Here is a 26,208-nt window from a genome sequence, read left to right as displayed (position 1 = left end):
AATATAGTTAGACTTACTCTTCTGTATAACGTTCAATCGTCTGTCCACGATCAGGACCTACGGAAACAATCTTGATGGGCACACCAAGTTGTTCTTCCAGGAATGTCAGGTAAGCATTGAATTCTTCTGGGAATTCATCTTCGCTCTGCATTCTTGTCATGTCAGTTTCCCAACCGGGCAACTCAACATAAACCGGCTCAAGACCTTCGCTGATGTCATACGGAAAATAATCAATTTCTTCACCGTTTACTTTATAAGCTACACAGGCTTTGATTGTTTCGAATGAATCGAGTACATCGCTCTTCATCATGATCAATTTGGTAACACCGTCTACCATAATGGCATACTTCAACGCCACCAAGTCAATCCAACCGCAACGACGTTTACGACCTGTTACCGAACCGAACTCATGTCCCAGTGTACAAATCTGGTCACCTGTCTTATCAAACAGCTCCGTAGGGAACGGACCTGCACCTACACGTGTACAGTATGCTTTGAAGATACCATAGACTTCACCAATCTTATTAGGAGCCACACCCAAACCGGTACATGCACCTGCACAAATAGTATTGGAAGAAGTAACGAACGGATATGAACCAAAGTCGATATCCAACATCGTACCCTGAGCACCTTCACAAAGTACTGACTTATTATCGTTCAGCAGGTTATTAATCTCATGCTCGCTGTCTACCAACGGGAATTGCTTCAGGTACTCAATACCCTCCATCCAGGCCTTTTCAATCTCTGTCAGGTCATACTCATAATTCAAACCTTTCAGAATTTGCTCATGACGAGCTTTGGCTTCAGCATATTTCTGTTCGAAGTTATGCAGGATATCACCTACACGCAGACCGTTACGGCTAATCTTATCGGTATAAGTCGGACCGATACCTTTACCCGTCGTGCCTACTTTAGCATCACCTTTCGCAGCTTCGTAAGCGGCGTCCAATATACGGTGGGTCGGCAAGATGAGATGCGCCTTCTTAGAGATATGCAAGCGCGCTTTCAGGTTATGACCGGATGCTTCCAACGCTTCAGCCTCTGCCTTGAAGAGAGCCGGATCGAGCACTACGCCATTACCAATGATATTCACCTTGTCACCTTGGAAAATTCCCGAGGGAATAGAACGGAGCACATACTTCTGCCCTTCGAACTCGAGTGTATGTCCGGCATTCGGTCCGCCTTGGAAGCGAGCCACAACATCGTATCTCGGAGTTAATACGTCAACGACTTTGCCTTTGCCTTCGTCGCCCCATTGTAATCCTAATAGAACATCTACTTTCATTTTTCTTTCTTATGGTTATTATTTTTCTTCTTACGTTTGTTAGCGCGGTCGCACTTACTGCACAATCCATACAGATAAAGCGAATAATGTGACAGACTGAACCGACTCAACTTAGTATTCCCAATCGCCTGCTGTAACTCTTCGTTCTGAAATTCAGTCACCTTGCCACACTGCGTGCAGATTTGATGGTGATGCGTATCACGGTTATAGCTCTTTTCGTATTGGGAGGAATTTCCGAACTGATGTTTGATTACCAGTCGTGCATTGATGAGAAGGATAATAGTATTGTAAAGAGTCGCACGGCTCACACGGAAATTCTCCTGGTCAGCCATCAGCGAATAAAGCGTATCGATATCAAAATGACCATCAATGGAATAGATAGTATCGAGTATGGCATAGCGTTCGGGAGTCTTGCGATGCCCGTTCGCGTTGAGATATTCAGTGAATATCTGCTTTACCGTATCTTTCACATTCTGACTTTCCATTTTGGCGGCGCAGTTTTTTACAGCCAACAAAGTTAAGCCTTTTTTGCGGAAAGCAAATGAGAAAGGGGAAAAAAAACAAAAAAAGAGTGATAGAGTAATCACCCTATCACTTTATTCTATTTCTTCTCTTACAAGATTATATAGCAACTGTTCGGCTTCCGATTCGGAATGTTCCATCTCTTCCACCCGACGGCACACTTGGAAAGCATGTTCTTCACTATGCTGCATGAAGCGGCGAATGGCCGCCATAGCTGCATTGCGCACATGGTAGGAACCGGAAATAAAAGCGCAAACCGCCTGGTCGAGAAATTCGTTCGCAGTACGTTCATTCATATCCCCCTTCTTCATCAGCAAGCGGGCAATGGTGAGAAAACCGCACGTCTGTACATACTCCCGCTCATCGGCAATCCATTGAAAAGACTTCGCAGGAGCATAAGGAAGATGCTGGAACAGATTCATAGAAGTAAGTTCCGCTATTTCAATATTCTGAATGCTTTCCACCCAGATATCAGCAATCTCCGGAAAGAAGCTGTCTACCGGCTGCAACAGCCCTGCCAGAATCTTACATTCACGAATTTCTTCTTTCCACAAGGCTTGCGCCAATGAGTGATCTTTTTCATATCCTTCGGCAATTGCCTTGATGCGGGGAAGTTCTACACCGAAATTCAATTTGTAGACCAGTCCCTTTTCACGCATACTTTGAGACACAGCCCCGTTCATAGAGAGGCGGAACTGTGTCTTTATTTCTTTCAGTTGTTCATGTAAATCCACAAAACAATGATTTATAGTTAATTATTAATAGAAGGCAGATTGGAATAATCCTTACTGTAACGCAACATTTGTTCTGCATAGCCCTCGTCATAAGTCACTTTTACGTCGGTTATCTTACCGGCTGCATCTACCACTGCTTCATATTTCGGATTCACAAATCCCTTGTACGGAGCCAGATTCAGTTTTTTATAACGTTCCAGAACTTCGGCATGCAAAGCCGGATCTACCTTTACAGCATAATTTTCCACCAAATCGTGAGCGCCCTGATAGTCGCCCGTCGATTTAATACGTTGGATTTCGGACAGTAACTCACCGAAGAGTTCACGCAACTTTTCGTAATCGTTCACTACTACATAAGTCTTACCATCTTTCTTCACCAGCTCTACTACTTTATCCGCCGCACCTTTCTCAAACACCCAGCGGGCAATGAGCTGACGATTACGCATGTGGGCTTCTTCCACATTATTCCCCGGTTCAATGCGAACCAACTGTGTCATCAGGCCGTTCATCAGATAAGTATAATATTCTGCTTTGTAAGCATCTTCATTGGGTGTCAGCCCCAATTCTACCAACTTAGGATCAGCTACATAATACAGACCGAACAAGTCCGCACGTGCTTCCTCAATCGTGGAGCCATAGGCTTTCAAAGCATCCGGATCAACTCCCGGAAGCAACTTTCCGGAACCATGTCCCAAACATTCATGCAAGTCCGTATGGAGTTCGCCTGTCAGATCGGCATATTTATCTATCAACTGCAATTCGGCATCGCTATATACAAACTCTTCATTGAATCCGTTGCCATGAGCCGCCTTATTATATGCATCCGTAATATTACCGATAGTCACAGATTTAGAACCATGATGGCTACGTATCCAGTTGGAGTTAGGTAAATTGATACCGATAGCCGTTGCCGGATAAAGGTCACCGGCCAGAATAGCAGCAGTAATCACCTTGGCAGAAACACCTTTCACTTCATCTTTCTTGAATTGTTTATCTACCGGAGAGTGATCTTCAAACCATTGCGCATTGCCACTGATAATCTCAGTACGATGCGTAGCTTCCATATCCTTAAAGTTTACCAATGATTCCCAGCTTGCCTTCATACCCAACGGATCACCATAGCTTTCAGTAAATCCATTCACAAAGTCCACAAGGGAATTCAAATCTTTCACCCAAAGGATAGCATATTCATCAAAAGTCTTCAGATCACCGGTCTCATAAAACTTTATCAGTTCGGCAATCACAGCCTTCTGTTCCGGATTTTCAGCTACGCCTTCCGCTTTCTTCAGCCAGTATACAATCTTATCGATAGCCTGTCCGTACAGACCACCCACTTTCCAGATCTTTTCCTGAATCTTGCCGTTTTCCTTCACCAGACGACTGTTCAGACCGTAAGAAACAGGCGTTTCATCTTTCGGGTCTTTCATTGCATTATAGAAGTCTTCAGCTTCTTTCTGCGTCACACCGTCATAATAGTTGCAAGCAGAAGTCAACACTAAGTCCTCTCCTGCTGCCTGGTTCACGCGTTTCGGCATCACAGCTGGATCAAAAATAACCGGAGACAGCTCATCGCATAATTGTTCTGCGGTTTGTCCTTCAGCCAGCGGCAATGTAGAGGCATCTACACTCAGCATAGCCTCTTTGAAAAATTCGGGAGCAAAACCAGGCACGAACTTCTCAGAGCCATAATGATGGTGAATGCCATTAGAGAACCACACACGTTTAAGGTACACTTCCATCGCCTTAAAATCAGGCGTATTTTTGTCTCCTTTATATCCTGTATAAACAGCTTCCAACGTTCTCCGAATACGCAGGTTATATTTTCCATTCTGATCGAAGAGAATGTCACGGCCCTGCAAAGCAGCTTCCGTAAGGTAATACACCAGCTCTTTCTGTTGGAGCGACAAGTTCTCGAAACCGGGAACCCGGTAACGTAATATTTGTAAGTCTGCAAATTGTTCCACTGTATAATCAAATTTATCTGCCTCGGCAGTTGTTGTCTTCGAGCCGCTACAAGCTGTCAGCAATGCAAAAGCGGCACATGCTATTAGTTGTTTCTTCATGTGTCGGGAGATATGTGAGTTGGTATTTAGAAAAGACGAAAAGGAAGTATTCCGAAACAGTTGCTCCGGAATATTTCCTTTTTATACATTGTTCTACGCAGAATTATTGTTTTTTATCTGCGTGTTTTTTGCGATATCCGTTAGGAGTTTCACCTACATTTTTGTAAAATGCAGCGTAGAAAGACTGACGGTTGGCAAAACCTACCATCGTGCTAATTTCCTCTACATTCTTGTCGGCATATCTCTTGTCCGTCAATAAATGCTTAGCATCTTTTACTCTGTACTCATTCAATAGGCATGAATAGTTCATACCAAAACGAGAATTTACTACAGCAGACAAATAGCGAGTGTTGGTTTTCAACTCTTTCGCCAAGTCTTTAGCCGAGTAATCGGGATCTTTGTACTTCTTCTGCACAACCACGATATTCAATATCTTGTCATACAATTCATCTGCCAATTCCGGACGAATCAACGAGCGGTAAGCAGCATTCTTCTCTTTTTTCTCTCTCAGGTTATAGGGGCGCTTCTTTGTAGCCGCTTCCTGATTCTTGTTTTCTAAATCACTCATTTGAATTAACTGGTTAGGGTTTGTTAAAAAATGAAAGCCCGAAGGATTTTCCTTTAGACTTTACAAAAGTCTGACATTTTTTTCTAATACGCAACTTTTCTCGTACATATTTTTGATCTATAAACAACGAAAAAGGTTGAAAAGTAGTCTTTAAGCCGATTTAATAAGAAACTTTAACTTTTGCAAAAGAGGTTATGATATAAAATGAATACGTTTATCAGCTTGTTTTATATACAATAATTAATGTACCTTTGCAGGATAAAACTTTATCAACGAAAATGATACAGACGCTTAAACGATATTTTGGTTACGATAGTTTCCGCCCCTTACAAGAAGAGATTATCCGCACATTACTGGCCGGAAAAGATTCCTTGGTATTGATGCCTACCGGAGGTGGAAAGTCCATTTGTTACCAGCTTCCGGCCCTGTTATGCGAAGGAACTGCCGTCGTAGTTTCCCCTTTAATTTCCCTGATGAAAGATCAGGTGGAATCACTTTGTGCCAACGGTGTAGCTGCGGGTGCTCTGAACAGCAGTAACGACGAGACGGAAAATGCCGCCCTACGCCGTTCTTGCATGGAAGGAAAGCTGAAATTACTCTACATTTCGCCTGAGAAATTAATAGCAGAAGCCAACTATCTTTTAAGAGATATGCACATCTCATTATTTGCCATAGATGAAGCGCATTGTATTTCACAATGGGGACATGATTTCCGTCCGGAATATGCACAAATGGGATTCATACGCGAGATGTTTCCAAATATTCCAGTCATAGCTCTTACAGCTACAGCAGATAAAATTACACGTGAAGATATTGTACGGCAGTTACACCTCAACCAGCCGAAGGTTTTCATCTCTTCTTTCGACCGCCCCAACCTGAGTCTTACCGTAAAACGGGGATACCAACAGAAAGAAAAGAGTAAAGCCATACTGGATTTCATTGATCGCCATCGCGGTGAAAGCGGCATCATCTATTGCATGAGTCGCAGCAAAACGGAGACAGTAGCACAGATGCTGCAAAAACAAGGGCTCCGTGTAGCCGTTTATCATGCCGGATTATCCTCCGCCCGAAGGGATGAAGCACAGGATGATTTCATCAACGACCGTGTACAAATAGTTTGTGCCACGATTGCTTTCGGTATGGGAATTGATAAAAGTAATGTGCGCTGGGTCATCCATTACAATCTGCCTAAGAGTATAGAGAGTTTTTACCAGGAGATCGGGCGTGCCGGACGAGATGGGTTGCCAAGTGATACTCTCTTATTTTATTCTCTGGCCGACCTCATTCTATTAACCAAGTTTGCGACGGAAAGCGGTCAACAAGGTATCAACCTAGAGAAGTTACAACGTATGCAACAATATGCTGAAGCTGATGTTTGCCGGCGTCGCATCCTGTTGAGTTATTTCGGTGAAGCCACTACAGAGGATTGCGGGAACTGTGATGTCTGCAAGAATCCCCCCCAACGTTTTGACGGAACTGTGATTGTACAAAAAGCTCTAAGTGCTATCGTCCGTACGGAACAGCAAATCGGCACGAGTATTCTTGTAGATATCTTGCGCGGAAATAATACTCCGGATGTATCGGAGAAAGGCTACCAGCAACTGAAAACTTTCGGTGCCGGACGTGAAGTTCCTGCCCGTGACTGGCAGGACTACTTGTTACAAATGCTACAACTGGGTTATTTTGAAATAGCATACAACGAAAACAACCATCTGAAAATAACAAGTAGCGGTAATGATGTTCTCTTCGGGCGGGCACAAGCACGGTTGGCAGTAATCCGGCGTGAAGAGTTCGCACCCGCCAAAGGGCGAAAGAAAAAATCAACCATTCCGGTCAGAGAGCTACCATTGGGGTTACCGAACACGGAAAGTGAAGAACTTTTCGAAGCCCTGCGTGCATTACGGAAAAGGCTTGCAGATCAAGAAGCACTACCGGCCTATATTGTACTGTCCGACAAGGTATTGCATTTACTCAGCACCGCCCGCCCTATTACAATGGAAGCATTCGGAAATATCAGCGGAATCGGTGAATATAAAAAGAAGAAATACGGGAAGGATTTTGTCGAGTTAATCAAGAAATACGTTTAACAACCCGTTTGCGGAATTTCTTATGGTATAAATAATATACTAAAGATGTAAACCACTTATCATTTGCATTGCTGTAGCAATCCCCTGAGATCCGCCTGCGGCACTCCAAGAGACATTGCTTTCTCAAAATCCTGCTTTGCCAAATTTTTCTTCTTCTGGGACAGATAAATCTGTCCGCGCATCAGATAGGCTTCCGTCTGCGAAGGATTCAATTTTAGAGCTTCTTCCAGATCAATCATTGCCAGATCAACATGCTGCATATCCTGTTCTATCCCCGCACGTGCTACGTATAAGGCTGCATCCTGCGGATCTTCTACCAGCATCTTATTCAATATCTCCAAGGCTTTCTGTAAGTTTCCATCTTTTTGCTCCAGAGTGGCGAGTCCTAAACGGGCATTATAATTCTGAGGATCGAGCTTCAGTAATCGTTCATAATCTGCCCGGGCAAATTTGAGATCGCGCTGAGTCACATAAATATAGGCACGCATCAAGAGTGCTTCCCGGTTATCCTTTTCCAGATCCAGCACTAAAGAATAGTCTACACGTGCCTGCTCATTCCGTCCCATTTCGAGATTCAGTGCGGCACGATTCAAGAGAATGGGAACAGCCCGTGGAGCAATGTTCAAGGCATACGTGTAAGATTCTAAAGCCTGATCATAATCCCGTTGCCGACGTTGGATAGTACCGAGATTAGAAAACAATAAGGCATTATGAGGATTAGCAGGTTCCAGTTTCAAAGCCTGGCGGATATAATTTTCCGCCTGTGCCAGACTATCTTGTTCCGTACAAGCAATGGCACGGTCCGAAAGTTCCTGGTAAGTTTGGGCAAACACAGGAGATACACCTATTATATATACAAAGAAAGAAAGAATAGACTTCTTCATTTTTAATTTATTTAAAGATTATGTTTCAAGGAAGGGAATCATTTGTTTCATTACTTGAAACCGTTAGTTTCATTACTTGGAACTATTAGTTTCATTGCTTGAAACTCCTGGTTTCACACCGAGAAACTGCTTGTTTCATCGCTTGAAACTATTTGTTCCACACGAGGAAATATTTTGTTCCCTAATATGCAACGAAACGTTTAATAAGGATGACTAATCCAACGGATAAGTTTCAAATGCAAACAGCTCTGTCGACAGATAACGCTCTCCCGTATCAGGCAGAAGAACTACAATCTTCTTATCCGCAAAATCCGGACGTTGTGCCAGCAAGCGCGCTGCATATACAGCCGCACCGGAAGATATGCCCGCCAGTAATCCTTCGGTAGACGCCAACTCGCGTCCGCCACGAATTGCTTCATCATCGGGCACAGGAAGCACTTCATCTACAACGGAGGCATCATAAATAGCAGGAATAAAATTGGCTCCGATTCCCTGAATACGATGTGGCCCTTCCACTCCGCCTTCCAATACAGGAGATGATTCCGGTTCTACAGCAACAATATACACATCCGGATTATGTTTTTTCAAGGCACGTGCCACTCCACAGATGGTTCCGCCTGTTCCCACTCCGGCTACAAAGACATCCACTTTTCCGTCCGTATCCGTCCAGATTTCTTCACCTGTAGTGAGCGTATGAATCTGTGCGTTAGAAGGATTTTCAAATTGTTGAAGGATGATTGAACCAGGAATAGACGCCCTCAACTCCTGCGCTTTTGCAATGGAGCCTGCCATACCGGTCAATCCATCTGTCAGTACAATTTCAGCACCCAGTGCTTTCAGCAGATTACGACGCTCTATACTCATGGTTTCGGGCATCGTGAGCATCAGGTGATATCCTTTGATTGTAGCAACCATCGCCAGTCCCACACCGGTATTTCCACTGGTAGGCTCTATAATCGTCGCACCGGGCTTCAGTGCTCCGCGCGCTTCTGCATCTTCGATCATGGCAAGCGCCACACGATCTTTCACACTCCCAGCCGGATTGAACGCTTCCAACTTTGCGATAATATTCTGTTTCAGTCCATATTTACGACTGTATTCCGCTAATTCCATAAGCGGAGTGCGACCGATAAGTTCCGTCAGGTTCTTTGCTATTTTTGCCATAACAATCTAATTATTAAATATCCTCACTTGCAGGTATCTTTGTACAAAGATAATGCAAACCGAAAGCAGAATAAAATGAACTCGTTCATTTTTTATGCAGAGGTACAGCTTATCTTCGTTTCTAAGCAAAGATAGATAAAAAACTATTTCGCTGCTCAAGTGTTACATTTCTATCACGTAAATTTGCATAATAAAATTTATATAACTCTTACACCTTATTAAATATATGTCACACGAACATTCACATCAGCATAGCCATGCCATCAACGCAGAGTCGCTGAACAAGGCATTTATTATAGGCATTGTTCTCAATTTAGCTTTTGTCGTCATAGAGTTTGCAGCCGGTTTCTGGTTCGATTCCCTCGCGCTGCTTTCCGATGCAGGACACAATTTAAGCGATGTAGTCAGTCTCGTGCTGGCATTGCTGGCTTTCCGTCTGGCCAAAGTCAAAGCCAATGAACGATATACGTATGGTTATAAAAAAAGTACAATCCTGGTATCCTTGCTTAATGCAGTCATTTTGCTGGTAGCTGTAGGCGCCATTGTCATCGAAAGTATTCATAAGCTGAATAATCCGGCAGTTGTTCCCGGTGGAGCCATTGCCTGGGTAGCAGGTGTGGGGGTACTTATCAATGCATTCACGGCTTTCCTCTTTATGAAAGATAAGGAAAAAGACCTGAACGTAAAAGGAGCTTATCTGCATATGGCGGCAGATGCTTTGGTATCAGTGGGAGTATTAGTGGCAGGTATCGTTATCAGCCGGACCGGCTGGTATATTATCGACCCGATTATCGGTCTGATTGTGGCTGTTGTCATTCTCATCTCTACGTGGAATTTACTGCATGACAGTCTTCGTCTGACGCTGGACGGCGTACCCACAAGTATAGACAGTCAAAAAGTAGTAAAAGCCATCCGTGCCCTTCCCGGTGTTGATGACGTTCACCATATACATATATGGGCCATCAGCACCACAGAGAATGCACTGACAGCCCATATTGTTTTAAAGCAACCGGAAGGTATGCAAGAGGTGAAACACCTTATTCGCCACCGGCTTGAAGATTTCGGTATCGGTCATGCCACCCTGGAGTTTGAAGTTCCGGGCGAACATTGCGAAGCCGTATTTGCCGAAGATTAGCTACGTTTGATATAATCTACCACCCATGCTCCTACTTCTTTGGTACCATACTTCGCACCACCTTCTACCTGAATTTCCGGTGTACGGACGTTAGCATCCAAAGAAGCATCTACAGCTTTGCGAATCAATGCGCCTTCTTCCAGCAAATTGAAATATTCGAATAACATGGCAGCCGAAAGGATTTGCGCCAACGGGTTAGCAATATTCAAACCTTTAGCTTGTGGCCATGAACCGTGGATCGGTTCGAATACAGGAGTGCTTTCGCCTGTAGAAGCCGAAGGAAGCAATCCCATAGAGCCACTGATTACAGAACCTTCATCCGTAAGGATATCACCGAATGTATTTTCGGTAACCATTACATCAAAGAATTTAGGCTCCTGAATCATCTTCATGGCTGCATTGTCCACGAACATATAGTCCGTAGTCACTTCAGGATATTGCGGTGCCATTTCCTGGGCAATCTGTCTCCACAGGCGTGAAGATGCGAGCACATTGGCTTTATCTACCACCGTGAGGTGCTTATTACGTTTCATGGCATACTCGAAACCAACTTTCAGAATACGTTCAATCTCCGGACGAGTGTACATATTGGTATCATACGCTTTGTCGTTGTCCTGATACTTCTCGCCGAAATACATACCACCGGTCAGCTCGCGGATACAAAGAAAATCTGCACCATCCACCAATTCTGCACGAAGCGGTGATTTATGGAGCAGACATTTGAAAGTTTGTACCGGACGGATATTGGCAAACAATCCCAGTTTCTTACGCATAGCCAGTAGACCCTGTTCGGGACGTACTTTGGCAGTAGGATCATTGTCAAATTTCGGATCGCCTACAGCCGAGAACAAAACGGCATCCGCGTTTTTACAAACTTCATAAGTAGCTTCGGGGAACGGATCGCCCACTTTGTCGATAGCATCTGCACCGCAGATGGCATATTCGTAGTTTACTTTATGTCCAAACTTCTCACATACGGCGGTCATTACGTCCACACCTACGGTGGAAATCTCCGGGCCAATGCCGTCACCGGCTAATACTGCAATTTTAAAATCCATTGTTTTCTTTATTTTTTAGGTATTCTTCTATTTTCTTTCCCTCAACTGGGTTCATCATTCTGATTTTTTAAGTTCATAGTCATCCTCAATGATATTCAGCATTTTCATTGTCGCCTTAATCGCTGCCTCCGTCTGGTCGGCATCCAGTCCGCGTGTACGGAACACTGTGCCGTCATAGCTCCAGGTAATCACTGTCTGCACAAAAGCATCGGTACGCCCACCGGGAGGGATGGTTACGGCATAGTTCGTCAGCATGGGGAATTTGCGTCCTAACGTCACCTTATAAATCTTACGCAGAGCACGTACAAAAGCATCATACTGACCGTCACCGCTGGAACTTTCTTCAAACTCCTGTCCGTTGATTTCAATCTTCAGCGTAGCCATCGGCTTCAAACCGTAAGCAAGGTTCACGATGTATGTCTTCAGTTTCACTTTCTCATTCATCACTCCGTGCTTCAGTACATCCGAAACGATATAAGGCAAATCTTCCTGGGTAACCAGCTCTTTCTTGTCACCCAACTCGATAATCCGTTCCGTCACCTTACGCATGGAATCCTCATCCAGTGTCAGTCCCAGATCTTCCAGATTCTTACGGATGTTCGCCTTACCACTGTTCTTACCCAGTGCATACTCACGCTTACGTCCGAAACGCTCGGGTAACAGGTCATTGCAATAAAGGTTACTCTTATTGTCTCCATCTGCATGTACCCCCGCTACCTGCGTGAATACATTTTCACCTACAATCGGTTTATTGGCGGGTATGGCAATACCGGAATAAGATTCAACCACCCGGCTGACTTCATTCAGACGACCTTCGTCAATGTTAGTGATAGCATTGAAATGGTCTTTCAGAATAGCCTGCACACTGGACAACGGTGCATTACCGGCACGTTCGCCCAGACCGTTGATCGTAGTATGAAGTCCCTTCGCACCACTCAGCACGGCAGCCAGCACATTGCTCACTGCCAGGTCGTAGTCATTATGCGGATGGAAATCGAAGTGAGCATGCGGATAGCGCTTCACCATCTTCCGCATATATTCGATGACCTGCAAAGGATTCAGCACACCCAATGTATCAGGCAACATATACCGTTTGATATTTGTGTGCATCAGTGCATCCACCATCTGGAAGACATACTCCGGAGAATCTTTCATCCCGTTGCTCCAGTCTTCCAGATAAATATTCACCTCCATATCCTGCTCATTGGCATAATTCACTACGCCAATAATATCCTCGATATGTTCTTCAGGGGTCTTTCTCAACTGACAGGTGCAATGCTTCAGCGAACCTTTGCACAGAAGATTAATGACGCGGCAGCCGGTAGCGTGTATCCAGTCTACCGACGTATGCCCGTCTACGAAACCCAACACCTCCACCCGGGGCAATAAATTACGCCGCGCCGCCCAGTCACATATCATCTTGACTGCGTCGAACTCACCGTCCGAAACCCGTGCCGAAGCCACTTCCACCCTGTCTACTTTCAGTTCTTCCAGTAGCAGACGTGCTATCATCAGCTTTTCATGGGGGACGAACGACACACCGCTGGTTTGCTCACCGTCGCGGAGCGTGGTGTCCATGATTTCTATTTGGGGCTGTTTATACTTCATTTTTATTTTCCCACGCTTCTATTTTATCTTTATTCTCTACCAGGAAATCGATGTCATCCAGGCCATTCATCAGGCAATGTTTCTTGTAAGCATTGATTTCGAAAGTCTCACTTTTGCCTGTTGCCTTGTTGGTGATTGTCTGTTCCGGCAGGTTCACCACTACCTCCGTTTTCGGATCGGCGGCAATGGAATCAAACAATTCTTTCAGGAACGGTTCGCTCACCACTACAGGCAATACGAAATTATTCAGTTCATTATTCTTGTGGATATCTGCAAAGAAACTGCTGACCACCACGCGGAAACCATAATCTGCAATGGCCCATGCTGCATGCTCGCGGCTACTGCCCGAACCGAAGTTCTTTCCGGCTACAAGCACCTGTCCGCTATAGGTCGGATCGTTCAGAACGAAAGAGTCGATTTTGTTTCCTTGTTTGTCATACCGCCAGTCGCGGAACAGATTCTCGCCAAAGCCCTCTTTAGTCGTAGCTTTCAGAAAACGTGCAGGAATGATCTGGTCTGTATCTACATTCTCCAACGGGAGAGGCACACAAGTACTGGTGATGATATTGAATTTCTGTTTCATTGTTTCTTATCTTTGATTTTGAAATACTTATTATTAATGACTTCTGCCAGGAGGACTGAAATTACATCAGTTCTCTCGGGTCCGTAATCACTCCCGTTACTGCTGCCGCAGCTGCTACCAGCGGACTGGCAAGCAATGTGCGTGAACCCGGTCCCTGACGACCTTCAAAGTTACGGTTACTTGTAGAAACCGCATACATTCCGGCAGGCACCTTATCATCATTCATTGCCAGACAAGCCGAACATCCCGGCTGGCGGATAGCAAAACCTGCTTCCTCCAATACCTTATCCAGACCTTCTTCACGAATCTGTGCATCTACCATCCACGAACCAGGTACCAACCAAGCAACCACATGTTCCGCCTTCTTATGGCCTTTCACTAACGAGGCGAAAGCACGGAAATCTTCAATACGTCCATTCGTACAAGCACCCAAAAACACATAATCGATCTTCTTTCCCAATACTCCCTCACCGGGTTGGAAGCCCATATAATCCATTGATTTCAGGAATGAAGCTTTTGCAGCCTCTCCCATTCCATCAGTCGTAGGAATGTGCTGCGTGATACCCATACCCATACCCGGATTTGTTCCGTACGTAATCATCGGTTCGATATCTGCCGCATCAAAATGCACTTCTTTATCAAACGTAGCATTCTCATCGCTCTTCAACGTCTTCCAGTATGCCAACGCCTTCTCCCATTCCTCACCCGCCGGAGCATATTCACGGCCTTTGATATATTCGAATGTCACTTCATCCGGTGCCACCATACCACCACGTGCACCCATTTCTATACTCAGGTTGCACAGCGTCAGGCGTCCTTCCATGGTCAGACTGCGAACTGCTTCTCCGGCATATTCCACAAAATAACCGGTTGCACCACTCGTTGTCATTTTAGACATCATATAAAGAGCAATATCTTTTGCCGTCACACCTTTACCCAATTTTCCGTCCACTGTGATGCGCATTGTCTTGGGGCGTGTCTGCAAGATACATTGTGAAGCCATTACCATTTCAACCTCACTTGTACCGATACCAAAAGCTACTGCTCCCATCGCACCGTGCGTTGAAGTATGCGAGTCACCACACACAATCGTCATTCCCGGCAATGTCAAGCCTCTTTCCGGACCTACCACATGGATGATACCATTCTTCTTATGCAACATGCCGAAATGTGTCAATCCGAAATCTTCCGCATTCTTGGCCAGTGTATCCACCTGTGTTTTGGAGATCGGATCTTCAATCGGCTTGTCCTGATCGTGGGTCGGCGTATTATGGTCGGGCATACAAACAATCTTTTCCGGACGGAAACATTGGATACCGCGTGCACGCATTCCCGCAAAAGCCTGCGGACTGGTTACTTCATGGCAATAAAGGCGATCTATATATAACTGTGTGGGACCATCTTCCACTTGCTGAACCACGTGGGCATCCCAGATTTTATCAAATAATGTATTCATCAGATTTATTACGATTTTACGATTTATAATTGAGGTTAGTCTTATGATTTGAACTTATTGATACAATCGATATAAGCTTCTACCGATGCGGCAATAATATCCGTATTCGCACCGAAACCATAATAGATATGATTATCATATTCCACCTGCATGTGCACCTTACCCATATCGTCACTACCTTTGCTGATAGCCTGAATAGTAAATTCCTTCAGTGTCATGTGGCGGTCGATGATCTTCTTTAAAGCCTTTATCGCTGCATCTACCGGACCGTTTCCACTGGCAGCCGCTTCAAACTTTTCACCGGAGATATTCAGTCCCAGACTGGCAACCGAACGCACACCTACTCCACTGGTCACTTGCAGATATTCCAGTTTCACGCGGTGGTTCTGTGTGCGGTCTGCACCGGCAAGCACCAGGATATCATCATCATTAATATCTTTCTTCTTATCCGCCAATTTCAGGAAAGCTTCATATACTTTGTCCAGTTGTTCCTGTTCAAGCTCCACGCCTAATACCTGCAAACGATTCTTCAAAGCAGCACGTCCGCTACGGGCAGTCAATACGATAGAATTATCGTCGATACCCACATCGTGCGGGTCGATAATTTCGTAAGTCTGCACATTCTTCAACACACCATCCTGATGGATACCCGATGAATGCGCAAAGGCATTGCGACCTACGATAGCCTTGTTAGGCTGCACCGGCATGTTCATCAAGCTTGAAACCATGCGGCTTGTCGGATAAATCTTCTGTGTATTGATGTTCGTTTCAATTTCAATATCTTTATGACATTTGATAATCATAGCCACTTCCTCAAGCGAAGTATTACCTGCGCGTTCACCGATACCATTGATAGTAACCTCTACCTGGCGGGCACCATTCAGTACACCGGCCATCGTATTTGCAGTAGCCATTCCCAAGTCATTATGACAGTGCGTAGAAAGAATCGCTTTCTCAATACCACTCACATGCTCCATCAAATACTTGATCTTCGCTCCATATTCATCCGGCAGACAGTAACCGGTCGTATCCGGAATGTTCACTACTGTAGCACCCGCTTTAATTACAGCTTCCACCACACGAGCCAGATATTCATTGTCCGTACGACCTGCATCTTCTGCATAGAACTCCACATCATCCACATAACGACGGGCATACTTCACGGCAGCTACTGCACGCTCGATGATTTCCTCACGATTGGAATTGAATTTATACTTGATATGCGAATCCGATGTACCGATACCTGTATGAATACGTTTGTGCTTGGCAAACTTCAGAGCATCCGCAGCTACATCTATATCTTTTTGTACCGCACGGGTTAATGCGCAAATAGTAGGCCATGTCACCGCTTTGGATATTTCAATAACAGAGTTGAAATCTCCCGGACTGGAAATCGGGAATCCGGCTTCAATAACATCCACGCCCAGCAGTTCCAATGCCTTTGCTACCTGAATCTTTTCCACTGTGTTCAATTGGCATCCCGGAACCTGCTCGCCATCGCGGAGCGTTGTGTCGAAAATAAATAACTTGTCACTCATTTCTTATAGTTTTTATAAATTATTGCCATTAAAAAAAGCCTTTCACACTTGGAAGTGAGAAAGGCTTTCGAATATTCTAATCGTTACATATATTCACGCACAGCACTCACTTCCACTAAACCTTGCCAGTAGAATAATAATACCACACAGTAGAATATATGTAAAGTTCTGTATCATTTTTATCTTCTTGTTTTTATTATAACGGTGCAAAGGTATAGATAATTTCGTAGCACACAAACAAATTCGTTACTTTTTTATCTAAAAAAGCATCATTTTATAAGTTTGCTATTAAATAACTCTATAAAGTATAACAAAAAAGGGGATACATGATGTATCCCCTTTTTATATGCTCCTATGTGATAAGAATTACTTCTTGTCGCAAGCTTTATCACATTCTTTTTTCTCTTTGCAGCAAGCTTTTGTGCTATCACAAGCAGCAGAATCTGCCTTGCAGCAAGCCTGTACTGAATCACATGCCTGTGCTTCTTCTACAACTTCAACTTCGGTAGCTTCCACTTCAGTATTAGCAGCTTTTTTGTTACCACAAGAAGTCACGGCGAAAGAAAATGCAACTGCAACAGCTGCCAAAAATAACTTTGTCTTCATCTCTAATTTTGCTTTAAACATTAATAATAAATAGTGCGGTGCAAATATAAGCAAAAAATTAGAATTATACAAACACAAAAAGCCTCCATATCATTTCGATATGGAGGCTTCTCTCTAAAACGGCAACTACCTACTCTCCCACTTGACGCAGTACCATCGGCGTGATCAGGCTTAACTTCTCTGTTCGGAATGGGAAGAGGTGGAACCCTGATGCTATAGTCACCTAAATAAGTTAGACATGATGCAAAAAAGCAAAGATTTTAAACTGAACGTATATACCTGCCATACAAGGCAAGGACCAAAAGTGAACGGGCAATTAGTAATGCTCGGCTATGATGTTACCACCTGTACACCTGCATCCTATCAACGTTGTAGTCTTCAACGACCCTAAGAAATCTAATCTTGTGGCTGGCTTCGTACTTAGATGCTTTCAGCACTTATCCAATCCCGACTTAGATACCCAGCAATGCACCTGGCGGCACAACTGGTAAACCAGAGGTCAGTCCAACACGGTCCTCTCGTACTAGTGTCAGAGCCACGCAAATTTCATACGCCCACGATAGATAGAGACCGAACTGTCTCACGACGTTCTGAACCCAGCTCGCGTGCCACTTTAATGGGCGAACAGCCCAACCCTTGGGACCTTCTCCAGCCCCAGGATGTGACGAGCCGACATCGAGGTGCCAAACCCCTCCGTCGATATGAGCTCTTGGGAGGGATCAGCCTGTTATCCCCGGAGTACCTTTTATCCTTTGAGCGATGTCCTTTCCATACAGAAACACCGGATCACTATGCTCTAGTTTCCTACCTGATCGACTTGTAAGTCTCCCAGTCAAGCGCCCTTATGCCATTACACTCTGCCGCCGGTTACCAATCGGCGTGAGGGCACCTTTAGAAGCCTCCGTTACATTTTTGGAGGCGACCACCCCAGTCAAACTACCCACCAAACAGTGTCCTCGCAACAGCGAGTTAGAACTCAAATAACCAAAGGGCCGTATTTCAACAGCGGCTCCACAAATACTGGCGTACCTGCTTCAAAGCCTCCGGCCTATCCTACACATCAATTACCCAAATTCAATGTTAAGCTATAGTAAAGGTTCACGGGGTCTTTTCGTCCCATCGCGGGTAATCGGCATCTTCACCGATACTACAATTTCACTGAGCTCACGGTTGAGACAGTGTCCAGATCATTACACCATTCGTGCAGGTCGGAACTTACCCGACAAGGAATTTCGCTACCTTAGGACCGTTATAGTTACGGCCGCCGTTTACTGGGGCTTCAATTCAATGCTTCTCTTGCGATGACATCTCCTCTTAACCTTCCAGCACCGGGCAGGTGTCAGGCTATATACTTCATCTTTCAATTTGGCATAGCCCTGTGTTTTTGTTAAACAGTTGCCTGGACCGATTCTCTGCGCCCCACCTCGCAGTGGGGACCCTTTATCCCGAAGTTACAGGGTCAATTTGCCTAGTTCCTTAACCGTGAATCACTCAAGCGCCTTAGTATATTCAACCCGACTACGTGTGTCCGTTTACGGTACGGGTACCTTAAAGATTAAGTTTAGCGGATTTTCTTGGGAGTATGTTTACATGCACTATTGGATTGTTCCGAAGAACGCTCCATACTATCAGGTTCGACTCTCGGAGCGGATTTGCCTGCCCCGATCAACATCTACACCCTTCAACGAACTATTCCGTCAGTTCGCGGCACTGTCACGCCTCCGTCTCCACGTCACTCTTTAAGGTAGTACAGGAATATTAACCTGTTCTGCCATCGGCCTCACCGTTCGGCTGAGCCTTAGGACCCGACTAACCCTGATCCGATTAGCGTTGATCAGGAAACCTTAGTCTTTCGGCGAGGGGGTTTCTCACCCCCTTTATCGTTACTTATACCTACATTTGCTTTTCTACACGCTCCAGCAAAGCTTACGCTTCACCTTCGACGCTGAGTAGAATGCTCCCCTACCGATGTTTGCACATCCCATAGCTTCGGTAAATTGCTTATGCCCGATTATTATCCACGCCAAACTCCTCGACTAGTGAGCTGTTACGCACTCTTTAAATGAATGGCTGCTTCCAAGCCAACATCCTAGCTGTCTTAGCAATCTGACTTCGTTAGATCAACTTAGCAATTATTTCGGGACCTTAGCTGATGGTCCGGATTGTTCTCCTTTAGGACATGGACCTTAGCACCCATGCCCTCACTCCTGATATAGAACTAATACGCATTCGGAGTTTGTCAAGACTTGATAGGCGGCGAAGCCCTCGCATCTTATCAGTCGCTCTACCTCATATTAGTATAAATCAAGGCTGCACCTAAATGCATTTCGGGGAGTACGAGCTATCTCCAAGTTTGATTAGCCTTTCACCCCCACCCTCAGCTCATCCGGAAGCTTTTCAACGCTTATCGGTTCGGTCCTCCAGACAGTGTTACCTGTCCTTCAACCTGGCCAAGGGTAGATCACTTGGTTTCGCGTCTACTCCTTCCGACTATCCGCCCTATTAAGACTCGCTTTCGCTTCGGCTGCAGATCTCAAGATCCTTAACCTTGCCGGAAAAAGTAACTCGTAGGTTCATTATGCAAAAGGCACGCCGTCACAGTTTAAACTGCTCCGACCGCTTGTAGGCGCATGGTTTCAGGGACTATTTCACTCTTCTGTTCGAAGTGCTTTTCACCTTTCCTTCACAGTACTGGTTCGCTATCGGTCTCTCGGGAGTATTTAGCCTTACCGGATGGTCCCGGCAGATTCACGCAAGATTCCTCGTGTCCCGCGCTACTCAGGATACCACTAGGGTTCAATTAGCTTAGTATACCGGGTTATCACCGTCTATGACTGAACTTTCCAGATCATTCTACTCACTAACTTTCGTCCCACGACGTGGTCCTACAACCCCATACATGCCGTAACACATATGGTTTGGGCTATTCCCCGTTCGCTCGCCACTACTTGGGGAATCATTATTTATTTTCTATTCCTACAGGTACTAAGATGTTTCAGTTCCCTGCGTTCGCCTCCATCGTAAGATGGATAATATCTCTTCAAGATATTGGGTTGTCCCATTCGGAAATCCGCGGATCAAAGGTCATTTGCACCTACCCGCAGCTTATCGCAGCTTATCACGTCCTTCATCGCCTCCGAGAGCCAAGGCATCCGCCATGCGCCCTTACTTACTTTTAGTCTTACCTAGCCGTATGGCTCGATATATACTTTCAGCTTGTTATAACTTTACTTTTTTTGTACATCATGTCAAAGAACGGTTGGCAAGCAAATTAATAATTAATAATTAAAAATTAAATCGTCACCAGAGTGGAGAATAACGGATTCGAACCGTTGACCCCCTGCGTGCAAAGCAGGTGCTCTAGCCAGCTGAGCTAATCCCCCTTCATTAATTAAAAACTTAAAATTAAAAATTAAATTTACGACATCGCGTTTTAATTTATAATTTATAATTTTTAATTTAAGAAGTAGTCCCAGGCAGAGTTGAACTGCCGACCTCTACATTATCAGTGTAGCGCTCTAACCAACTGAGCTATAGGACTGTCGAGTTCAACCTCGCCTTGCGGCTCGGCTTCTTCTTTCTCAATATATATTATATAAACAACTACGCGTAGTGCAAGAGGTTCTTATGTAGCATGTCAAAAGAACCAACTTTTAATTTGTTAGTACAGAGAGTTCTTAATTTATAATTGTTAATTATTAATTTCAAAATCTCTCATTTTGACTGAGCGTCGCTCCAGAAAGGAGGTGTTCCAGCCGCACCTTCCGGTACGGCTACCTTGTTACGACTTAGCCCCAATTACCAGTTTTACCCTAGGCCGCTCCTTGCGGTTACGGACTTCAGGTACCCCCGGCTTTCATGGCTTGACGGGCGGTGTGTACAAGGCCCGGGAACGTATTCACCGCGCCGTGGCTGATGCGCGATTACTAGCGAATCCAGCTTCATGGAGTCGGGTTGCAGACTCCAATCCGAACTGAGAGAGGCTTTTGGGATTAGCATCACATCGCTGTGTAGCTGCCTTCTGTACCCCCCATTGTAACACGTGTGTAGCCCCGGACGTAAGGGCCGTGCTGATTTGACGTCATCCCCACCTTCCTCACATCTTACGACGGCAGTCTCTCTAGAGTCCTCAGCATGACCTGTTAGTAACTAAAGATAAGGGTTGCGCTCGTTATGGCACTTAAGCCGACACCTCACGGCACGAGCTGACGACAACCATGCAGCACCTTCACATCTGCCTTGCGGCTAATCTGTTTCCAAATTATTCAGATGCAATTTAAGCCCGGGTAAGGTTCCTCGCGTATCATCGAATTAAACCACATGTTCCTCCGCTTGTGCGGGCCCCCGTCAATTCCTTTGAGTTTCACCGTTGCCGGCGTACTCCCCAGGTGGAATACTTAATGCTTTCGCTTGGCCGCTTGCTGTATATCGCAAACAGCGAGTATTCATCGTTTACTGTGTGGACTACCAGGGTATCTAATCCTGTTTGATACCCACACTTTCGAGCATCAGCGTCAGTTACAGTCCAGTAAGCTGCCTTCGCAATCGGAGTTCTTCGTGATATCTAAGCATTTCACCGCTACACCACGAATTCCGCCTACCTCTACTGCACTCAAGACGACCAGTATCAACTGCAATTTTACGGTTGAGCCGCAAACTTTCACAGCTGACTTAATAGTCCGCCTACGCTCCCTTTAAACCCAATAAATCCGGATAACGCTCGGATCCTCCGTATTACCGCGGCTGCTGGCACGGAGTTAGCCGATCCTTATTCGTATGGTACATACAAAAAGCCACACGTGGCTCACTTTATTCCCATATAAAAGAAGTTTACAACCCATAGGGCAGTCATCCTTCACGCTACTTGGCTGGTTCAGACTCTCGTCCATTGACCAATATTCCTCACTGCTGCCTCCCGTAGGAGTTTGGACCGTGTCTCAGTTCCAATGTGGGGGACCTTCCTCTCAGAACCCCTATCCATCGATGTCTTGGTGGGCCGTTACCCCGCCAACAAACTAATGGAACGCATCCCCATCGGTTATCGAAATTCTTTAATAACAAGAAGATGCCTTCTCGTTATACTATCCGGTATTAATCTTTCTTTCGAAAGGCTATCCCGGAATAACCGGTAGGTTGGATACGTGTTACTCACCCGTGCGCCGGTCGCCATCAACCTATTGCTAGGTCATGCTGCCCCTCGACTTGCATGTGTTAAGCCTGTAGCTAGCGTTCATCCTGAGCCAGGATCAAACTCTTCATTGTAAAAGTATTGTGACTGCGCAAATTAATAATTAATTATTAAAAAGCGACAGTGTTTTTGCTCTGTTCAGGACGCTCGGTTTATTAAAAGTCTTCAAATCACCTATATATATAAGTTACTTGACGGTTCTTTTTTTATACCCAGATGCTGCGCTTTAATTATTAATTTTTAATCATTAATTTGCGAAGCACCTGCTCTTGTACTACTTGTATTGTTTATGTAAATTCTTCAAAGATCGCTTCTTTTTAAAACTGCTTTTCTTTTCAGAAAGCGGATGCAAAGGTAAGAACTTTTAAGTATATCTTCCAAATAATTTCGAAAGTTTTTTTTTCTTTTTTTCTTTTTCTCGTCGTCTCTCTTTGCGAAAGGGAGATAAAAGAAGAAGAAGTTCTTAGCACCGCCTCTATCAAGGAAGCCGACTCTGTGTCAGCCTCTTCTCGGAAAGCGGGTGCAAAGGTAAGAACTTTTAAGCATATCTTCCAAATGTTTCCGGAAGTTTTTTTTTCTTTTTTCTTTTAGAACGCTGTATTCCTGGTTAGAATAAAGCCTAAAAGGAAAGAAAAACGTTGGAGTTCCTACACCGTTTCTGTCAGAATGTCAATTTCAAGGCTGACCGTCTCTTGGTTAGCGGGTGCAAAAGTAGCCGATATATCTATTCACTCCAAACATATCTGTCTTTTTTTCGAAACTTTTTTGAAACAATTTCGTAAATGGCTGATTGATAAGGATGTTGTAGAACATAAGTTTAAAGGGGAGGGGGAAAGGAGCTGGAAGGGGGTACATTATTATATATGCGTGCGCGTGTAGGGAGAGTAGATTAACTCACCTACCACCTCCCCCCTACGGGGTACTCCTCCTCCCGGGAGGAGGAGAAAGGGCCACCGATTCGCATTATTAAAGGTATTATAGGTAAGCTGGATTCGAAGGAGGAGGTTCTTGCAGAATTGTAGCAGCATCAAAGCAGGGACATTCTTTGATCCATTCTTCAGGTTCGATCTCACCGTTATGGTTCAGATCCGGACTCAGATCACGGTGTCCCACTACCCTACTGCCTGGATATTCTTTCAGCAAAAGCATTACCAGGACACGCAGGGAATGTTTCTGAAAGGCAGTTCGAGTATCACAGGAATGACCATTTGCGTCCAACCCGCCTTCATAACAAACACCAATCGAGTGAGCATTTTAGCCACGGGTATGCGCACCGGATTTATCAACGGGACGGAGGCTCTTGATGCTTCCGTCCTTACGTATATAATAGTGATAGCCTGCACCGGAGCCCCCCCGGCGCAGGTGATCTGTGATCAAGTCATATTCCGTATAGCAACGGTCAGCGCGGGTGGCGCTGCGATGAAGGACGATTAGATCAATCTTTCTCATAAGATATTAAATAAAGGTCACGTTAAATACACTTCATCGCCGTCATGGCATGAGCGCTCAAGGCACCCAGGACGGCAGAGGCAATAGCGATGGCAATCTTCAATACAGTATCCAAAGATAATTTTTTCATGATTATTATAGTTTAGGTTAGTTATTAATGCGAATCAGCTATCCCAGAGGATTTTCATTCAGGCCACCGTCACCACCGGAGTTGCCGCCGGAATTACCTCCATCCGATAATCCGCCTTCCTTATCTTCCAATTTCTCTAAGGCAAAGGTTACATTTGCCGGACTTCGCGTAGCAGCATGGCTATTGTTTACCAGTTTCAGCTCCTTATCCGGTACAAAACGGATATTCACCCGCTTGATATTCTTCACCGTACACTCTGCCGAAGTAGCTACTCCCGGACAACAGAATGTCATGTAAAACGTACTAAACTGATTCAGTTTCACCTTGTTTCCGTTAGCCAGATTTTCCTGAACCTCCTCTACAAGCGCTTCAATCACATGTTTCACATCTCCCTTCGTCATCGCACAGCTTTTCTGTATGTCGGTTAAACTGTTTTGCTTCATAATTAATAGTATTAAAAGAAAAAAGCACCACACGAACAACGTCGTGTAGTGCTATATTTAAAATGCCAGACTCTATCTGTCTATGATCTTAATCTTTTTATATTAGAATGTCATTTCACAATCCATCGTTCTATATTTCTGGTACGATTACTGAAATTTACACCGATCTTAAACAATTGACGGAAATCAGACTCAAAAGGAAGAGCGTAATGCTTTTCTTCAATCTGCCGCAAAGCCTCCTCAGCAGTACCTTCAAGCTTGAATTCCATTACATAAACGTACTTTTCAGTCTTTAAAATCAGATCAATACGCCCTTCGGATGTGTGATACTCAACTTCCGTATAGAAACCTACCAACTTGAAAATGATAAACAGGACGTTTTGATAATGGAGCTCCAAATCACTAATCAGTTCATAAGGAGTATCGGCAAAGAAACTTTGCAAGCGACGGAAGAAAGCATCAGGCTGCCCATTCTCTATCTCACGAACAAATTTCTGTATCTCAAACGGAGCTTCCGCTTTGTTTACCCGGGTATAAAATGGCATTAAAAATCTAATAAATCCTTCTTCAACTTCTCTGTTCGGGAAGCCTAAACTATAGATGCCAAAGCGAGAATTATATCCTTTGATAGTCAAATATCCACTCTGATAAATCACAGGTATGGGACTATCGTCATCATAAATGCTATTCAGTACATCCACACTGGTTTCTTCGTGGGCCATTCGTTCCAGATCATAATTATTATGTTTCAACAGTTCTACGAGATAAGTAGGCGTACCCGTCTCAAACCAATAATTGCCGAACTTCATTTTATAAAAGGTGTTCAACACACTGAAAGGATTGTAAATGCCTTCAGACTCTTCTACAAAATGATAACCGTCATAACAATCTTTCAATTCGGCACAAACCCGCTCGTAAGTCATCTTCTGCATAGCTGCCAGTTCGTACAGGTCTTCTTCCAAATTATCATGTATTTCTTTCTCCGTCATTCCACAAATGGAGACGAACGGCTCATACATAGAAATATCATTCAAATTATTCAAGTCACTAAAAACACTGACTTTACCGAATTTAGTTACTCCGGTCAATAAGGCGAACCGGATATATCTATCCATTGTTTTGAGCACACTATAAAAAGATTTCAAGGTGCTACGAAACTCGACCTGTAGTTTTCTTTCTCCAATAGCCTGCAACATAGGTTTGTCATATTCGTCAACAAGAATAACAACACCTTCTCCGGTTTTCTTATAAGCACGTTCCACCACACCGGCAAAGCGCAAGGCGAGAGTAACTTCACCTACACCGGTACCATATATAGCTTCCCACTCTAGCAATGCCTTATTCAGAATATCGTCAAGACTGTGAGGTGTATCATATTTCCCAATGTTGAGGTCCAAATGCAAAACAGGATGTTTTTTCCACTCTTTCTCCAACTGTTCCAAAGCAAGTCCTTCGAAAAGTGCGCGTACCCCCGAGAAATAAGCCTCCAAAGTAGATATAAGCAAACTCTTGCCAAAACGACGCGGACGACTCAGAAAATAATAGCTGCCAGTCTTCACCAACCTGTAGATAAGCGCTGTCTTATCAATATAAAAGTATCCGTTTCTACGAATCTTTTCAAAACTCTGTATGCCAATCGGATATATTTTATTACTCATGGTTCGTTCTCCTTCTCACATTAAACGACACAAAGATAATAATGTTTTG

Annotated in this window: 18 protein-coding genes, 2 tRNA genes, 3 rRNA genes and 1 pseudogene; 2 read left to right on the top strand and 22 right to left on the bottom strand. The window is 44.5% G+C overall.

What is annotated here, in order from left to right; genetic code table 11:
- Positions 1-13: 13 nt before the first annotated feature.
- The 5 genes from K429_RS0104080 to K429_RS0104060 form a co-directional block, all read right to left on the bottom strand.
- Positions 14-1,285, bottom strand: coding sequence for an adenylosuccinate synthase (locus K429_RS0104080; RefSeq protein ID WP_007214980.1), 1,272 nt, complete (start codon positions 1,283-1,285; stop codon positions 14-16).
- On the bottom strand, positions 1,282-1,770 hold the full coding sequence (locus K429_RS0104075; protein ID WP_007214981.1) for a Fur family transcriptional regulator: 489 nt from the start codon (positions 1,768-1,770) through the stop codon (positions 1,282-1,284). The genes K429_RS0104080 and K429_RS0104075 overlap by 4 nt, the downstream gene beginning before the upstream one ends.
- A 111-nt stretch (positions 1,771-1,881) precedes the next feature.
- Complete coding sequence (locus K429_RS0104070) at positions 1,882-2,541, bottom strand: DNA alkylation repair protein (RefSeq protein ID WP_025726123.1); 660 nt, start codon at positions 2,539-2,541, stop codon at positions 1,882-1,884.
- Positions 2,542-2,558: 17 nt separating this feature from the next.
- Positions 2,559-4,604 (bottom strand): dihydrofolate reductase, encoded by a 2,046-nt coding sequence (locus K429_RS0104065; RefSeq protein ID WP_025726122.1) that lies wholly within the window; start codon positions 4,602-4,604, stop codon positions 2,559-2,561.
- 103 nt (positions 4,605-4,707) lie between these two features.
- Positions 4,708-5,172, bottom strand: coding sequence for an AraC family transcriptional regulator (locus K429_RS0104060; RefSeq protein ID WP_007214984.1), 465 nt, complete (start codon positions 5,170-5,172; stop codon positions 4,708-4,710).
- A gap of 278 nt (positions 5,173-5,450) precedes the next feature.
- Here K429_RS0104060 and recQ point away from each other — a divergent pair, with 278 nt between their 5' ends.
- Positions 5,451-7,259 (top strand): DNA helicase RecQ, encoded by a 1,809-nt coding sequence (gene recQ, locus K429_RS0104055; protein ID WP_025726121.1) that lies wholly within the window; start codon positions 5,451-5,453, stop codon positions 7,257-7,259.
- 59 nt (positions 7,260-7,318) lie between these two features.
- Here the strand turns inward: recQ and K429_RS0104050 are convergent, their stop codons facing one another.
- Positions 7,319-8,143 (bottom strand): lipopolysaccharide assembly protein LapB, encoded by an 825-nt coding sequence (locus K429_RS0104050; protein WP_025726120.1) that lies wholly within the window; start codon positions 8,141-8,143, stop codon positions 7,319-7,321.
- A 213-nt stretch (positions 8,144-8,356) separates the two neighbouring features.
- The gene (gene cysK / locus K429_RS0104045) at positions 8,357-9,307 is read right to left on the bottom strand and encodes a cysteine synthase A (protein ID WP_007214987.1); all 951 of its coding nucleotides are present in this window, start codon (positions 9,305-9,307) and stop codon (positions 8,357-8,359) included.
- Positions 9,308-9,533: 226 nt separating this feature from the next.
- Between cysK and K429_RS0104040 the strand changes: the two genes are divergently transcribed.
- Positions 9,534-10,442 (top strand): cation diffusion facilitator family transporter, encoded by a 909-nt coding sequence (locus K429_RS0104040; protein ID WP_007214988.1) that lies wholly within the window; start codon positions 9,534-9,536, stop codon positions 10,440-10,442.
- On the opposite strand, the gene leuB is transcribed toward K429_RS0104040, so the two are convergent.
- The 15 genes and pseudogenes from leuB to K429_RS0103960 all read right to left on the bottom strand — a co-directional run bounded on the left by leuB (position 10,439) and on the right by K429_RS0103960 (position 26,159).
- Positions 10,439-11,500, bottom strand: a complete 1,062-nt coding sequence (gene leuB, locus K429_RS0104035) for a 3-isopropylmalate dehydrogenase (protein ID WP_007214989.1) — start codon at positions 11,498-11,500, stop codon at positions 10,439-10,441. The genes K429_RS0104040 and leuB overlap by 4 nt on opposite strands.
- Positions 11,501-11,554: 54 nt before the next feature.
- Positions 11,555-13,108, bottom strand: a complete 1,554-nt coding sequence (locus tag K429_RS0104030) for an alpha-isopropylmalate synthase regulatory domain-containing protein (protein ID WP_007214990.1) — start codon at positions 13,106-13,108, stop codon at positions 11,555-11,557.
- Entirely contained in the window at positions 13,098-13,691 is a 594-nt protein-coding gene (leuD, locus tag K429_RS0104025; RefSeq protein ID WP_007214991.1) for a 3-isopropylmalate dehydratase small subunit, read from the bottom strand. Before leuD ends, K429_RS0104030 begins: the two co-directional genes overlap by 11 nt.
- A 61-nt stretch (positions 13,692-13,752) precedes the next feature.
- Entirely contained in the window at positions 13,753-15,147 is a 1,395-nt protein-coding gene (leuC, locus tag K429_RS0104020) for a 3-isopropylmalate dehydratase large subunit (RefSeq protein WP_022208083.1), read from the bottom strand.
- Between the two features lie 41 nt (positions 15,148-15,188).
- A complete protein-coding gene (locus K429_RS0104015; RefSeq protein WP_007217258.1) occupies positions 15,189-16,685 on the bottom strand; it encodes a 2-isopropylmalate synthase in 1,497 nt (498 codons plus the stop codon).
- A 366-nt stretch (positions 16,686-17,051) separates the two neighbouring features.
- Entirely contained in the window at positions 17,052-17,291 is a 240-nt protein-coding gene (locus K429_RS0104010) for a hypothetical protein (protein ID WP_007217257.1), read from the bottom strand.
- A 117-nt stretch (positions 17,292-17,408) separates the two neighbouring features.
- Positions 17,409-17,518, bottom strand: a 5S ribosomal RNA gene (rrf, locus tag K429_RS0104005).
- A 69-nt stretch (positions 17,519-17,587) separates the two neighbouring features.
- Positions 17,588-20,470: ribosomal RNA gene (locus K429_RS0104000) — 23S ribosomal RNA — on the bottom strand.
- A gap of 130 nt (positions 20,471-20,600) precedes the next feature.
- Positions 20,601-20,674: transfer RNA gene (locus tag K429_RS0103995), tRNA-Ala, on the bottom strand.
- An 84-nt stretch (positions 20,675-20,758) separates the two neighbouring features.
- A tRNA-Ile gene (locus tag K429_RS0103990) sits at positions 20,759-20,832 on the bottom strand.
- A 198-nt stretch (positions 20,833-21,030) separates the two neighbouring features.
- Positions 21,031-22,553, bottom strand: a 16S ribosomal RNA gene (locus tag K429_RS0103985).
- The 16S, 23S and 5S rRNA genes sit together here with 2 tRNA genes alongside, the layout of an rRNA operon.
- 901 nt (positions 22,554-23,454) lie before the next feature.
- Positions 23,455-23,928 (bottom strand): annotated as a pseudogene (locus tag K429_RS30790) (N-acetylmuramoyl-L-alanine amidase).
- 22 nt (positions 23,929-23,950) lie between these two features.
- On the bottom strand, positions 23,951-24,058 hold the full coding sequence (locus K429_RS30175; RefSeq protein ID WP_149950811.1) for a smalltalk protein: 108 nt from the start codon (positions 24,056-24,058) through the stop codon (positions 23,951-23,953).
- 38 nt (positions 24,059-24,096) lie between these two features.
- A complete protein-coding gene (locus K429_RS28395; RefSeq protein WP_081750827.1) occupies positions 24,097-24,501 on the bottom strand; it encodes an HU family DNA-binding protein in 405 nt (134 codons plus the stop codon).
- 110 nt (positions 24,502-24,611) lie between these two features.
- Positions 24,612-26,159 carry an ATP-binding protein gene (locus K429_RS0103960; protein ID WP_025726118.1) on the bottom strand — a complete coding sequence of 516 codons (1,548 nt, stop codon included), beginning with the start codon at positions 26,157-26,159 and terminating at the stop codon, positions 24,612-24,614.
- Between the last annotated feature and the right edge of the window lie 49 nt (positions 26,160-26,208).

The sequence above is a fragment of the Bacteroides sp. 14(A) genome, from assembly GCF_000526555.1.
Taxonomy (GTDB): Bacteria; Bacteroidota; Bacteroidia; order Bacteroidales; family Bacteroidaceae; genus Bacteroides; species Bacteroides cellulosilyticus.
This window is presented reverse-complemented; position numbering and strand designations above follow the sequence as displayed.

Bases quoted from the DNA above. Each gene is read 5' to 3' on its own strand.
- K429_RS0104080 (WP_007214980.1), bottom strand. From the start codon at position 1,285: ATGAAAGTAGATGTTCTATTAGGATTACAATGGGGCGACGAAGGCAAA.
- K429_RS0104075 (WP_007214981.1), bottom strand. From the start codon at position 1,770: ATGGAAAGTCAGAATGTGAAAGATACGGTAAAGCAGATATTCACTGAA.
- K429_RS0104065 (WP_025726122.1), bottom strand. From the start codon at position 4,604: ATGAAGAAACAACTAATAGCATGTGCCGCTTTTGCATTGCTGACAGCT.
- K429_RS0104060 (WP_007214984.1), bottom strand. From the start codon at position 5,172: ATGAGTGATTTAGAAAACAAGAATCAGGAAGCGGCTACAAAGAAGCGC.
- recQ (WP_025726121.1), top strand. From the start codon at position 5,451: ATGATACAGACGCTTAAACGATATTTTGGTTACGATAGTTTCCGCCCC.
- K429_RS0104050 (WP_025726120.1), bottom strand. From the start codon at position 8,143: ATGAAGAAGTCTATTCTTTCTTTCTTTGTATATATAATAGGTGTATCT.
- cysK (WP_007214987.1), bottom strand. From the start codon at position 9,307: ATGGCAAAAATAGCAAAGAACCTGACGGAACTTATCGGTCGCACTCCG.
- K429_RS0104040 (WP_007214988.1), top strand. From the start codon at position 9,534: ATGTCACACGAACATTCACATCAGCATAGCCATGCCATCAACGCAGAG.
- leuB (WP_007214989.1), bottom strand. From the start codon at position 11,500: ATGGATTTTAAAATTGCAGTATTAGCCGGTGACGGCATTGGCCCGGAG.
- K429_RS0104030 (WP_007214990.1), bottom strand. From the start codon at position 13,108: ATGAAGTATAAACAGCCCCAAATAGAAATCATGGACACCACGCTCCGC.
- leuD (WP_007214991.1), bottom strand. From the start codon at position 13,691: ATGAAACAGAAATTCAATATCATCACCAGTACTTGTGTGCCTCTCCCG.
- leuC (WP_022208083.1), bottom strand. From the start codon at position 15,147: ATGAATACATTATTTGATAAAATCTGGGATGCCCACGTGGTTCAGCAA.
- K429_RS0104015 (WP_007217258.1), bottom strand. From the start codon at position 16,685: ATGAGTGACAAGTTATTTATTTTCGACACAACGCTCCGCGATGGCGAG.
- K429_RS0104010 (WP_007217257.1), bottom strand. From the start codon at position 17,291: ATGAAGACAAAGTTATTTTTGGCAGCTGTTGCAGTTGCATTTTCTTTC.
- K429_RS30175 (WP_149950811.1), bottom strand. From the start codon at position 24,058: ATGAAAAAATTATCTTTGGATACTGTATTGAAGATTGCCATCGCTATT.
- K429_RS28395 (WP_081750827.1), bottom strand. From the start codon at position 24,501: ATGAAGCAAAACAGTTTAACCGACATACAGAAAAGCTGTGCGATGACG.
- K429_RS0103960 (WP_025726118.1), bottom strand. From the start codon at position 26,159: ATGAGTAATAAAATATATCCGATTGGCATACAGAGTTTTGAAAAGATT.